Here is a 13,115-nt window from a genome sequence, read left to right on the forward strand (position 1 = left end):
CGAAGGCGCTGCGCCAGGCGGAACCGAAGCTCAGCCTGCCGGCGGCGGTGCAACTGCCAAGGAGGCAGTGGCCGATCCGTAGCGATCCGGCAGCCCCCGAACACGCGGGGGCTGCCGCAGGTGTCGCGCTCCTCAGGAGGTGAGGTAGCAGACCTTCCGCACGTTGGCCAGCGGATCCGTGCCGAACGCCGACGACGTGCAGCCGGTGCCGCCGGTGAACGCCTTGTAGACGAAGCTGCCCCGCGCACCGTACGCGACGGTCCGCTGCCCGCTGAAGGCGCACGTCCCGCCTTCGTCCGCGCAGGCCGTGGCGTAGCCGGGCGGGCCGCCGATCGCGGTGTAGCAGGACTTCGACTCGCCGGGGATCGGGTCACCGAACGTGGCGTCGGTGCACGGCGTGTCACCGGTCGCGGTGATCGTCGCGAACGCGCCGAAGGCGCCGTACATCACCGGCTGTCCTGCTGCTGCCGGACAAGTGCCCCCCTGGGAAGCGCACTTGGTCCACCCGCCGGCCGGAGCGCCGTCGGGTGGCAGGTAACAGGACTTGGCGACACCGTCGACGGGATCGCCGAAGTGGGCGTTGGTGCAGGCGACGGAGCCCTTGGCGACCTGGTGGGCGAAGTTGCCGTTGGCCCCGTAGGCGACGTCACGGTTGTAGCCGGGCACGGCGCAGCTGCCGCCCTCGGCTGCGCAGACGGTGTACCCGGGCGGACCGCCCGCGTCGGCGACGTAGCAGGACTTGACGAGGTTCGACGCCGGGTCGCCGCCGAAGGAGGCGTTGGTGCAGGCGGTGTTGTCGGTCGCCGTCTTGTATGTGTACGTCCCCGCGCCGTAGGCCACGGAGCGGGTTCCGCTGAAGGAGCACGTATCGCCCTCCCCCGCGCACCGGGTGAAACCCGCCCGCAATCCACCGGTACCGGGATCGCCGGGGTTGGGCGGATTGCCCAGTCCGGTGGCGCTCACGGTGTAGCTGCCCGGGGCGACGCCGGTGAGGTAGACGTAGGTGTCGTCCTGGCTCGCGCCGGTGATTCCCGGAGTGGGCGTGAAGGTTCCGTTGCGCCAGACGACGGAGCCGTTCACGGACACCGAGACGTCGCCGCCGCCCAGCTTCGGTACGCCGATTCGACCGGTGGTGCCGGCCGGGCTGGTGAGATGCGCCGAGTAGGCGCCGGCGGCGGGGTCGCGGGACCAGGACGCGTTGACGGCGCCCTGGGGCAGGGTGATGCGGCCCTCGGCGCTGGTCAGGTCGCCGGGGTGCGGCACGAAACGGTACGCGCCGGTCGCCGACTCCGGCGCGGCGCCGAGCACATCGAAGGTGAGCGTGGAGGTGGGCGCCGTGGACCAGCCGTGGGCCAGGCTCATGAACGAACCCCCGTAGGCGAGGCCGCCGTCGGCCCTGACGCCCTCCCAGAAGGTGCTCTTCGTGCCGATGTCGCTGTTCAGCATGTGGCCCCAGGTGCGGCGGATCTGCGCCAGGGCGGTGTAGTCGTCGTTGGCGGTGAAACGGGCGTTCAGCTCCATGCCGCCCGCGAAGGGCGACATGTTGCCGCCCCACTCGGGAGTGGTGGGGCCGTAGCTGCCCCAGTTCTTCCCGAGCCCCGCGATGACGCTCTTCGACTTGGCCGTGGAGTCGGTCAACCCGTACCAGACAGCAAGGGAGTTGCCGTCCTGCGGGTAGAGCCCGCTGGTGGGGTTGTCCTTGTACATGCCCTTCGAGGCGTCCCACAGCAGCGAGTTGGCCGCGGACTTGATGGCGACCGCCTTGCCGTTCCAGCTCGCGGCGAGCGCGCTGTCGCCCTCGGCCGTGGCCAGGGTGGCGCCGCCCTTGAGCGCCGCGTACAGCAATGCGTTGGCGGAGATGTTCTCGCCGCCCTGACCGACCCGGGCCCAGTCCTGGGTGCGGGTCACGTTGAGCAGGTCGTTGCCGTCGATCTTGTTGGTGATGAAGGCCATTCCCCGCTTGTAGTTGGCCCATTCGGAGTCCAGCCACGCCCGGTCGGCCGAGTAGGTGTAGTACGTGGACGTACCCAGCAACGTCCAGGTGTGGTAGGTGTCCGAGCCGGTGAGGTTGAACGGCGGTCCCGACCAGGGGATCTCACCCTGCGCCGACTGCGCGTTGTACATCGTGGTGAGCGCGTTGCGGGTCGAGGCCAGGTCGCCCGCGTACGCGTACTGCGTGGGTACGGCGATGCCCATGTCGCCCGGCCACACCGTACGGTCACGCTTGGCCCCGTCGACCAGGACGGAGTCACCGGCACCGACGGTGGCGCTGTTGTCCCAGGCCGAGGCCGGCGGGGGCCAGGCGCGGCCCTGGCCGGAGGCGATCGTGTTGAGCTGCACGGTGTACGCCCCGGCGTACCAGATGCGGTTGAGCAGATCGTCGCTGGAGGAGAAGTAGTTGGCGTAGTCGGCCGGGTTGGCCTTCCCCGGAGCCGCGGTGAAGTTGAGGCTGACGCCGTTGAGGTCCACCCAGCCCGAGGTGTCGAGGAAGACGGTGAGGTAGCGGAAGCCGCCACGCAGTTGCGCCGTGGGCAACGTGTAGGTGCCGTTGACGGAGGCCGTGGCGTAGAGGGCCCCGTCCTCGCCGTCGCGGCCGCTGCTGCGGTCGCTGTTGTTGCCGACGTACAGGGACGACTCACTGAAGGCCAGACCGACCCGTTGGCCGTTGTCGCTGGTGCCGCCGAAGGACAACGTTGCCAGGCCGCCGACCTCCTTGCCGAAGTCGAGTGTGATGGCCGACTGCGAGCCGGAGATCCGCGTCGACTGCCCGCTGAGGACGTTCTGCGGGTTGGCGACGCTGCCAGACGTCCGGTAGACGGCGGTCGGCTTGACGGTGCGTGAGGTCGGCGAGTAGTTCGAGGCGGCAAGGTCCGCGAGAGGTCTGGACGTTGCTGCCGCCGACGCCGCCTCCGACGAGGGAGGAGCCGCACCGGCGGACGGCGCGGGAGCCACGGCCAGCGCGCCGGCAACGAGCACGGCGAGGCCAAGTAGGCGCCCTGGACAGGGCATTCGGTTCAGCGGGGCCCGGCGGCGGCGCATGAGTAACTCCCGGATCGGATACGGAAATCGACTGCTCGAATCGGCGACCAGCCGCTTGAATCGATTCAAAAAGATCGCCCATGAAGGCCTGGGACTGAAAAGGCAGCGGGTGTGCGAGATGACTCGCCGAAGTTCGCGCCGATGATGGGCGCGCGAAAAGCGGGTGTCAACCCATCGAGACGTCTGTCAACTCCATTGAAAAAGCCGGCTCTTGTGGCATTGACAGAGCATCGTCAAGCCAGTTCACTGCCTCGGAGACAGGTATGGACCAGTGCTCGATTCCCGCCCGGCTCGGCGACACCCGTCGGCCCCAGCCGCCACGTCCTTCAAGGCGTCCCCCATCGTGAAATCGAGGCGAGTTCGGTGCCCTTACGACGCTCCGATATCGTTGCCAGACTGCGGCTTCTCAGCTTCCTGCTGACGGCCGCTCTCGCGTTCGTGGCACTGGTCCCGGCCGCCACGCCTGCAACCGCCGCCGCCACCCAGGTGTGCGTACTGGCCTGTGACACGCTGGACCCCTCACAGGCCCGGCAGGAGAGCTTCCCCGTGCCGAACAAGGACCTCAACGGCCGTCGCCTCGAACTGCACGTGTCCGACGCGGACGACATGGCCTGGGCCAGCATCGACAACGGCGGCACCGGCGACTCGGTGTGGCTGGACCGCTCCTGGGACGGCGGCGCCACCTGGGAAGGACTGCTCGGCAAGGCGAGCATCCCGAGCACCTGGACCGGCACGAGAACGCTGATGTACAACATCACCGATCCCCGCAACCACCGGCGCGGGCTCGTGCGGGCCTGCGGCGACGCCGCCGGCGTCGGCTGTACGAACTGGGTCTACCCCACCGTCTGCGACACGCTCTGCGACGGAACCAGCGCCGCGCAGGCGGTCGGCGACGACCAGCCGGTGCCGTCGACCACCCTCTACGGCCGTACGATCCGGCTGCACGTCGACCAGAAGAACTCCATGGCCTGGGCGAGCATCGACACCGGTGGCGCCGGCGACGAGATCTGGCTCGACCGCTCCTGGGACGGCGGTTCGACCTGGCCGGACGGCTCCTCGCTCGGCCGCACCAGCACCCCGTCCGGGGCCACCGGCACCCGTACCGCGATGTACGCCACCCGCGATCCGCGCGGCCTCCTCCACGGCGGCGCGGTCCGCGCCTGCGGCCGGGAGGCCGCCCACCAGGAGGGCAGCTGCACCGCGTGGGTCAGGCCCGCACCGACCAGGGCGCGCGCCGCGGCGGACTCGCTGATGACCTCGTACGACCCGTACAACGGCTGGTGGCCCAGCAGTTGGTGGAACTCCGCCGCGACCCTCACCTCGCTCATCGACTTCGCGAAGGCCACCGGCAGGCACGACTACGACTGGGTCGTCGCGCGCACCTTCGACCAGAACAAGGGCGTCTTCGCCGCCGGTGTGCGCAGCTCGGACGCGATCGAGGGCCACTTCATCAGCCGTTCCATCGACGACTCGGGCTGGTGGGCCATCGCCTGGCTCGACGCGTACGACTACACGGGCGACTCCCGCTACCTCAGCGAGGCCGTCACGATCGCCAACTACGTGCAGCAGTACTGGGACCCCGGCACCTGCGGCGGTGGGGTGTGGTGGGACCGCGAGCGCACCTACAAGAACGCGGTGACGAACGGGCAGTACCTCTGGCTGACCACGGCGCTGCACCAACGCATCACGGGCGACACCATGTGGCTCCAGCGGGCCAGGACAGCCGCCGCCTGGTACCGGTCCAGCGGGCTGATCAACTCCTCGGGGCTGGTGAACGACGGGCTCACCTCGGCCTGTGGCAACAACGGCGGCACCGTGTGGAGTTACAACCAGGGACTGGCCATCGGCGGCTTCACCGAACTGTGGAAGGCGACCGGGGACGGTGCTCTGCTGGCCACCGCGCGGACGCTGGCCGACGCCGCGATCAGCAGCCCGGCGCTGACCCGGGACGGAGTCCTCACCGAGTCCTGCGACATCGGCTCCGCGTCATGCGACGACAACCAGAAGCAGTTCAAGGGCATCTTCATGCGGAACTTCGCCGACCTCGCGAAGGCCACCGGTTCCAGTGCCTACCAGAGTTACGTTCCGAAGCAGGCGGACACACTGTGGGCGCACGACCGCAGCTCCCTCAACGCCCTCGGCGAACGCTGGGCCGGCATCGGCCCCCAGCAGACCGACTGGCGTACCCAGGCCGGCGCCTTCGGAGCACTCACCGCCGCCACGGGCTGACGACCGGTGGGGTCGGGCAGGAACGAGGGTAGGGCGAGCGCCTCCACCTGGTCGGGGTGAGCCGCCACCAGAACGGGTGGCGGTGAACGCCCGGTGCACCACGAAATGGGAAGACACCGAGGCAGTCGGCGCCCAGGACCGGAACTGGGTCTGGAGCGCCGAGTACGACGGTGCCGCGGGCGGCCGAGGGCTGGTCGTCGACGCCGGTGTCCCGCACAATCAGGCCGTCGGAGCACCAGAAGTGGCGACCACCCAGCTCTTCGCCCGTTCGGAACCACTTCGCCATCCGGCGGGGAGATCTCGCTCCGCCGGCGCCGCGTCAGGGCGCGCAGCGGACGCCGCCGGCGGCGTCGGGACCACCCAGGTCCGTTGCTGCGCCCGGCGTAGCGGACGACGGCGTCGGGGGTCATCATTCGCAGTGCTCGACGTGGCCGATGGCGAAGCCGCAGGTCTCTGGGCAGCCCGTGTGTTCTCCACTGGCGCTGGAGAAACCTGGTCCAGAACGATCTTCAACGCCTCAACGGAGCGGGCCTCCGGGCAGTCCCATTGGGAGGTGTTCTGCCCTCCCCCGGTACGCAGCAGCTCCTCCACTGCTGGTGCCGTGAGGAGGTCCGGCCGTCAGCAGACCCGTCGCTCGGGCCGAAGGCTGCTGTAGGCGATGTTCACGTAATGGTGATTCCGCCGTCGGAGGCCTGCAGGCTGTGAAAGGGAGTACCGTCGGCCCCGGCAGGTACGTCTCGGATGGCGGATGGTGCCGCTGCGCCGCAAAACGTTGCCGCGGATCGACTCGCGTGGCTCGTCGTTCAGTCGGGTGGTCTCGGCCGAGTCGGCCGGTTCCGAGTCGTTGTCCACGGCAGAGCGCTCGATGGCGTCGTTGGTCGCGGCCCAACCGGCCAGCGCCAGACATCGCCTGGCGCTGCCGAGTCCCGTATTGAGGCCGTTATGTCACTCAGCCGCCGCTCTTTCGACGGAACGAACGCTGACTCGCGGCCGGGCCGTGCGCGCCGTGGACCTTCGACTTGTTGGTGCTCGCGGCGAGGTCATTGGCGTCCGCCTGCAGACCACGCTTGCGCGCCAGAGCCTCCCGGAACTTGCGCTTCAAGTCGTCCTGGCCGTCATCATCGGGCGAGAGGGAAGGGCTCTCGCCGTCAACCGACTCTTCGGGCGACGGAGACTCTGTAGCCATGGTGACCTCCTGGGACTGGGCAGTGGAAAGCACAGCTTGTCATGGCGGGCACCGCTCGACATACCCGCTGCCTACGTGGCCAACCACCATCGCGGGTCGTTGACGCTGAACATGGATGAGGACTCTCCGCCGCCGATCAGCGAACCGGACCCTCCACGTTCACCCGCCCCGGCAGCTTGGCCGGCCCGTGTTCCCGCTGCCAGAGGCGCACCGACAGACACGGCAGCGGCCTCTGCGGCGCCCATGCCACCGGATCCGGACCCGTGCCCAGGGTTCCGTCCGGCGCCAACGAGCCTGGGTTGAAGGGCGAGTGGCACCTCCAGAAGGCTTGTCAAAAGCAATGTTTCGAGCCTAGTGTTTCGAAACATGTCTTCTGAAGAGTCACAGCAGAGTCCCGAGCGTTCGGAGGGCGACCCGCGTCCGCTGCGTCAGCTCACGGACCCCAAGGCGATGAGGGCGGTCGCTCATCCGACTCGGCTCGCCCTTCTTGAGGCACTCGTCCAACGCGAACCGCTCACCGCGACAGAGGCAGCCGAGGTAATCGGGGAGTCACCGACGAACTGCGCATTCCACTTGCGGACCTTGGCCAAGTACGGCTTTGTCGAGGAAGCCGGCGAGGCACCCGGGCGACGCAGGCCGTGGCGCCTCAAGCACATCGGCTTTTCCGTGGACACCGACCAGGGCGATGCGGAGATGTCCCATGCGTCCCAGGCGCTGGCGCAGTTGCTGTGGCAGACGTGGCTCGACCGAGCCGGCACGGCGAACGCCCGCCGGTCCCGCTTCGAAGGCCCTTGGCAGCAGGTGACCAGCGGAAACGAGAACCTCGCCTACGTGACGCCGGAGGAGGCGGAGCAACTGATCGCCGACCTCCGGGAGGTCCTCGACCGCTACCGGGACCGCCTGGGCGACCCCTCGCGCCGCCCGCCCGAGAGCCTGCCGGTCGAAATGCTCCTGTTCACCTTCCCGCTCGACGCAACCAAGCCGGAGGCATGAGCAGATGCGACGCCTGTTGGCGCACCGCAACGCACGGCTCTACATAGCCGGAGAGACCCTGTCGACCTTCGGCGACTCAGCACTCTGGCTGGCTCTCGGGATCTGGATCAAGATACTTACCGGAAGTGCCTCGGCCGCAGGCCTGTCGTTCTTCATGCTCGCTCTGGGCACCCTGGCCGGGCCGGCCGGAGGCGCACTGGCCGACCGTCTGCGCCGTCGACCGCTGCTGATCGCCACCAACCTGGCTACCGCGGCAGTCGTCTTGCTTCTGCTGCTGGTCCACGACCAGAGCCAGGTCTGGCTGATCTACGTCGTGATGTTCGGCTTCGGTCTGTCGGCCAGTGTCCTTGGCCCCGCGCAGACGGCGCTCCTGCAGACCTTGGTGCCCGAGGAGCTTCTGGGAGACGCGAACAGCGTCATGCAGACAGCGAGGTGGGGATTGAGACTGCTCACCCCCCTCATCGGCGCCGGGCTCCTCGCAACCTTCGGCGCGACACCGGTGATCATCGGGGACGCCTTGACATTCGGCGTCGCCATCGCCGCACTGCTCGCTCTGCGAGTGGACGAGGAGCAGCCGACGCCCTCCAAGCAGCATTGGTTCGCCGAGGCGACAGCCGGTGCCCGCCACATCCGCGCCAATCCCGCCCTTCGGCAACTGACCGTGGTCGGCGCGCTGACTGTGATTGCCTTCGGGTTCTCCGAGACAGCACTCTTCGCCGTGGTAAGTGAGGGACTGCACCGCCCAGACACGTTCATCGGGGTACTTGTCTTCGCTCAGGGAGCCGGCGCCGTCGGCGCCGGCATCACGGCAGCCGCACTTATGCGGCGCCTCAGCGAAGGCCTGCTCGTCGCCCTGGCCCTGGCCCATGCCGCGGTCGGGTTTCTGCTGCTGGCCACAACGCCGACGGCGACCGTTCTCGCGGGCTCCGCACTCATCGGATCAAGCCTGCCCTGGATCAACGTCGGCACCATGACGCTGTTCCAACGGCGCACACCACCGCAGCTGATGGGCAGGACGGACGCGGCACTCGGCCTTGCACTCTCCACCCCGCAAACGATCGCGATCGCCATGGGCGCAGCGCTGGTCGCCGTGGTGGACTACCAGATCGTCCTGCTGGCCATGGCGAGTCTGATCGCCTCGGCGTCGGCCTACCTGTTCACCCGACCCGAACATCGCCGCAGCGCCCTGACCGCGCCCGCGACAGCTGTCGCAGACACCGCTCCATAGCCGCAATCCCACAGGCGGGACGCGCCACACGAACGTTTTGTCCTGGGGAGATTGTTTGGTTCCGGACCTGGCCCAGCCTGCGTACGGCCATGCGCGCCCACAGGGGTGTCAGTGCCGAGTTCTGGTCGCCCTCGTATGCGCTGGTCGACACGACGGAGAAGGGCTACGCCGTGGGGAGACAAGGGTGCGGGGGTCTACAGCTACCGGCCCGACGTGCTCGGCGGCGCGCACGGCTTGAGTGACTGGCTGGACGCCCACCCCGTCGAGTGGCCCTCCGCGGGCATACCGCCTGCTTCCGGTCGTAAGGTCGGCTCATGGCAGACGAGGATCTCGGTCCGGAAGCCGCGGCGCTGCAGGTCGAGATGGAGCGGACGTACGTGAAGTTGCGGGATCTGGCGGCCGCGACGAGCACCGCCCGCACGAATCAGATGGTGGGCTACGCGTACGGGTATGGGCACGCGATGCTCCGCGAGGGGAACCTGCCCGAGGCACGCAAGCAACTCGCCTGGCTGGCGCTGGAGCTGGGCCGGCTGCAGTCAGCCGGCGGGGGAACGCCGTAGCTGTTGCGTCAGGCGGTGGCGCGCTCCTGAGGGAATCGCAGGCCTGCCTGATGCCGGGCGCGGCATCGGCATCGGCATCGGGAACGCAAGCGCCAGCGGCAGGCCGTCGTTGTGATGCGTTTTAGTGCCTGGTGCTTCGGGTCGGGCATGCGCGATCATGACCGGATGGACGCTCGTTTCCTTGGCATCCCTGAGCTGGTCGAGGCCCCGTCCGTGGCGGTCGTAGTCGACGTCATGCGTGCTTTCACGGTGGCTGCCTGGGCCTTTGCCCAGGGGGCAGAAAAGATCGTTCTTGCTGAGTCGCTGGACGAAGCCCTGGCGCTCAAGGCTCGCCACCCGGATTGGGTGGCGCTGAAAGACGGTCCGCCCGCGCCCGGGTTCGACACCGTCAACTCGCCGGGCCTGCTGCGGTCTGTCGACCTCGGAGGACGGACCGTTGTGCAGAAAACCACGGCAGGGACGGTCGGCGCCCTTGCGGTCAAGGAGGCGTCGCTGGTGCTGTGCGCCAGCTTCGTGGTGGCGGAGGCTACGGCTCGGCTGTTGCGGGCACGCGAGTGTGGCAGTGTCACATTCGTAGTCACCGGCGAAGATGGGCACGCCGATGAAGATCTGGCGTGCGCTCAATTCATCGCTCGGAGGGCCACCGAGGCCGGGACGGATGCGGCTGAGTTCCTCCGCCGCGCCGGCGAGTCGCGCGCCGCCGCCGAGCTGGCGGAGGGAGTCCGTCAAGGAGTCCATCCTGATGACGTCGCACTCTGTCTTGAACTCGACCGGTTCCCCTTTGCCATGGTGGCGACCTTGGAGGACTCGCTCATGGTCCTCCGTCCGTGCACTGTGCCTTCGCCGACCGACAAGGTTGCGATCTGATCGCTGGTGAGGTCCAACTCTCGCCAGGCAAGTACCAGCATCCTGTCGGGTATATGGCTTGATTGAACTGGTCAAATGGTTCGCGGCTGCTGCTGACCGTCAGGGCCGGTTCGCGCCCGACCTCAGCAAGCGACCCTGGCCATCGCTGACGGTGGTGGTCTTGATGGTGTTCTGCTTCTTCGTGCCTGAGACGAAGGCCCGCCGTCCTGGCCGGTTGGCCCTGGGCCGGCGGACCTGGTCTCCGCTCCATCGATCCGCAGCGTGATCCCCGCGGCTTCCGCGTAGGCGAACACGTCCGCCAGGGTGCACGACCCGCACCCGGGGGCGGTCGGGGGACGGCGAAGCGCCGCCGCTTGCACCCGCTGTCGTCCCGATGGCCGATCTCGAGATCGTCGGCTCGGCGTCTCTCGCTTCGGCAGGCCCGGCACCTGCCCGGAACTGTGGCTTCCATCATGGCGAATGTGATCTTGTCCTGGTGAGATCGCCGGATGCTCAGTTTCCTCCTCCGCCTCCTGCCGTTCTGGGTCCGCGAGCCCCTGCTCATCGCGGTCGGGTCCGTTCTCGGCGTACGCATCATGTACCTCGCCGTCCGCGATCACGATCGGGTCGCGGCCGGTCTTGGCGTGGTGTTCCTTGCATTCACCGCAATACGCGTCTACGCGGTGATCCGGGCCCTGCGCGCACGCCGGAGTCCGGCAGCCTCCGCAACCGGGGCGGCAGTCCATGCTGCCGCCCTGCCCCAGGCCCAGGCCCAACCTCAAGCCCAGGCCCAGGCCGGAACCGGGCAGCGTCCCGGTCCGCACACTCCGGAGAAGGCGCACAACGCATGGAGCCAGGCCGTAGCCGCCGTGGCTGTGTTCGGGGCAGTCGGGGCCACGCTGTGGCTGGGCCCACGCTTCATGCCGTCCGACGACAACGCCCCGCAGCCCGCCTCGTGTTCGGACGGGGCACACGAGGAGCTTCCGAAGGCCTACAAGGACACTCCCCGGCCTGTGACCGGTGAAGAGCTGTGCAAGGCCCTCAACCGGCCAGACCTGGCCAAGCTCCTTGGAACGCCTGGAGAGACCGCGACCACTGTTTCCGGCACCAACAACACCGCTGCTCTGACTGATGGGAAGGTCGCCGAACCGGAGGCCCAGGTCACGTTCGACACTTACACCGTGAATGTCTCGGCCACTTACAACGAGCTGTCGACCGACCAGTCCGTGAAGCTGATGAAGTTCGGGGATGAGACGGACATCAAGACGCTCAAGGTTCTCGGTCGGCCCGCGGTCCTCTTCTCGGATCACACCATGAAGATCGAGTTCAATCTCGGGAGTGGCCGATCCGGCGGCCCGGTCGAACAAGGCCCCCTGGCCAGAACGCTGTCCGTGGCCTTGGACCGTAATGACCGAGGCGGCTACTGCGACATCACCGTGTGGAGCACGTCCGGAGCCCTCCCGAACGACAGCGCTCTCCTCAACATCGCCGAGAAGGTTCTTCCAAAGATCCCCGAACGACGTGTCCGATGAGACGCCGACAACACCTCCGCGAAAAGATGCGGGCCAGTCGCGCCGCCGGCGACGGCATCTGTCTTGTGACGGGGATGAATGCCGAGAGTTCCTTTGGGTCGCCGGTGCGCGGGTCGTGCGGCGGGTAGCCGACTGCTCAGCGCCCGACCGACGGCGAAGAGGTTCTGCCAGTCCCAACTTGCCGCGACCTGCGGCCGAGTGACCGGTTTGCCGGGCTGCCGGTGCCCGGCATGGAGACACGACCGGATGAGGTGCTCCTTGCCCGAGCCGATGCTCAGCGTCGCCGTGGACAGCCTCGCGGTGCCCGCCGGGTAGGCAGCGAAACCGAGTGGGACAGGCTCTGGGCCTGGTCTCCATCGACACGGGCCGGGTGGTGCTGCGCTCCAGGCGCGGCACTGAAATGACGCCGACCTTTGCCCGCACTGCGGCAGCACCGCCCAGCAGGGCCCCAACGGTCCTGGCGCTGCGGCGAGATGAAGAAACGGCGTGAATCAAGATCAACCACCAAATCACTACTCCCCCTGCCCACAATGGAACTGACGGGCCCGAACGCGTGCCAACGGAGCTAGAGCGACGTCACGCGATCACAGTGGTCAGCCTTGAGGATCCTGCGGTTTGACCTCGACCTCGCGCAGGCTCTGCTCTTTGAGCTCGGTGCGTGCCTCGGTGCGGTGTCCCCGGGCGATGTAGTCACGCACGACTGCTTCGATGGCGTCCTGGGGCGAGCCGACCCCGGCCAGGACCATCACTTCCACCACCAGTTCGGCATCGAGACTGATGTTGACCTTGGCCACGAGCGGCCCCCTTCGTTGGTCCGGGACTTTAACAGCCGCGCAGCAGCGACTCCTTCCCGCTGCGCTTCGTGGCACAGGACAACAACAGGGCGAACGTTGCTTCATACGGCACTAGTAGTGCCTGGTCAGGTCGGTTGGAGTGGTGCGTGTCCTTGGGGCTTGGTGTGGCGTTGAGGGTGTGTGACTCCGGACGAGATTGCTGTGGTGCGTGGTGAGTTGGAGGGGTTCGCGGCGGAGGTGTTCGAGCCGTTCGCGCGCAAGGATCAGCGTCGGTGGGGGCAGGTGTATCTGCGGGGGTTGCTGACCGACGGCAAGCGCAAGTCGGTGGAGCCGATGGCCGCCCGGCTGGGTGAGGACGGGAACCGTCAGGCGCTGGCCAACTTCATCACCACCAGCCCGTGGGACCCGGCACGCATCCGGGCCCAGCTCGCCTGGCGGATGGAGGAGGCGATCGGGCCCGATGCCTTCGTCTTCGACGACACCGGGTTCCTCAAGGACGGGACGGCCTCGGCCTGCGTGTCGCGGCAGTACACCGGCACCGCGGGCAAGGTCACCAACTGCCAGGTCGGCGTCTCGCTCCACCTCGCCTCCGACCACGCCTCGGCGGCGGTCAACTGGCGGCTGTTCCTGCCCGAGACCTGGGATCCCGCCTCGCCGAAGGCCGATGCGGACAAGGTCGCCCGACGTGCGGCCTGCGGCATCCCGGAC

General features: G+C 68.2%; 10 protein-coding genes. 7 read left to right on the forward strand and 3 right to left on the reverse strand.

Features of this window, described 5'->3' with window-relative positions; translation table 11 throughout:
* Positions 1 to 132: 132 nt before the first annotated feature.
* Positions 133 to 2,976 carry an alpha-L-rhamnosidase-related protein gene (locus ACZ4N5_RS38595; protein ID WP_467761675.1) on the reverse strand — a complete coding sequence of 948 codons (2,844 nt, stop codon included), beginning with the start codon at positions 2,974 to 2,976 and terminating at the stop codon, positions 133 to 135.
* Between the two features lie 669 nt (positions 2,977 to 3,645).
* Here ACZ4N5_RS38595 and ACZ4N5_RS38600 point away from each other — a divergent pair.
* A complete protein-coding gene (locus ACZ4N5_RS38600) occupies positions 3,646 to 5,268 on the forward strand; it encodes a glycoside hydrolase family 76 protein (RefSeq protein WP_467761686.1) in 1,623 nt (540 codons plus the stop codon).
* 949 nt (positions 5,269 to 6,217) lie between these two features.
* Here the strand turns inward: ACZ4N5_RS38600 and ACZ4N5_RS38605 are convergent.
* On the reverse strand, positions 6,218 to 6,454 hold the full coding sequence (locus ACZ4N5_RS38605) for a DUF5302 domain-containing protein (RefSeq protein WP_467761676.1): 237 nt from the start codon (positions 6,452 to 6,454) through the stop codon (positions 6,218 to 6,220).
* Positions 6,455 to 6,820: 366 nt separating this feature from the next.
* Between ACZ4N5_RS38605 and ACZ4N5_RS38610 the strand changes: the two genes are divergently transcribed.
* The 5 genes from ACZ4N5_RS38610 (at position 6,821) to ACZ4N5_RS38630 (ending at position 11,613) form a co-directional block, all read left to right on the forward strand.
* A complete protein-coding gene (locus ACZ4N5_RS38610) occupies positions 6,821 to 7,447 on the forward strand; it encodes a helix-turn-helix domain-containing protein (protein ID WP_467761677.1) in 627 nt (208 codons plus the stop codon).
* Between the two features lie 4 nt (positions 7,448 to 7,451).
* A complete protein-coding gene (locus ACZ4N5_RS38615) occupies positions 7,452 to 8,675 on the forward strand; it encodes an MFS transporter (protein WP_467761678.1) in 1,224 nt (407 codons plus the stop codon).
* Between the two features lie 314 nt (positions 8,676 to 8,989).
* Complete coding sequence (locus tag ACZ4N5_RS38620; RefSeq protein WP_467761679.1) at positions 8,990 to 9,235, forward strand: hypothetical protein; 246 nt, start codon at positions 8,990 to 8,992, stop codon at positions 9,233 to 9,235.
* A gap of 165 nt (positions 9,236 to 9,400) precedes the next feature.
* Positions 9,401 to 10,102, forward strand: coding sequence for a 2-phosphosulfolactate phosphatase (locus ACZ4N5_RS38625; RefSeq protein WP_467761680.1), 702 nt, complete (start codon positions 9,401 to 9,403; stop codon positions 10,100 to 10,102).
* A 488-nt stretch (positions 10,103 to 10,590) separates the two neighbouring features.
* Positions 10,591 to 11,613 carry a DUF6215 domain-containing protein gene (locus tag ACZ4N5_RS38630; protein ID WP_467761681.1) on the forward strand — a complete coding sequence of 341 codons (1,023 nt, stop codon included), beginning with the start codon at positions 10,591 to 10,593 and terminating at the stop codon, positions 11,611 to 11,613.
* A gap of 593 nt (positions 11,614 to 12,206) precedes the next feature.
* On the opposite strand, the gene ACZ4N5_RS38635 is transcribed toward ACZ4N5_RS38630, so the two are convergent.
* Entirely contained in the window at positions 12,207 to 12,407 is a 201-nt protein-coding gene (locus ACZ4N5_RS38635) for a type II toxin-antitoxin system VapB family antitoxin (protein ID WP_467761682.1), read from the reverse strand.
* A gap of 180 nt (positions 12,408 to 12,587) precedes the next feature.
* On the opposite strand from ACZ4N5_RS38635, the gene ACZ4N5_RS38640 reads away from it, so the two are divergent.
* A partial coding sequence (locus ACZ4N5_RS38640) for an IS701 family transposase (protein WP_467761683.1) occupies positions 12,588 to 13,115 on the forward strand: 528 nt, incomplete at its 3' end.

The sequence above is a fragment of the Streptomyces sp. NPDC026500 genome (assembly GCF_055567635.1).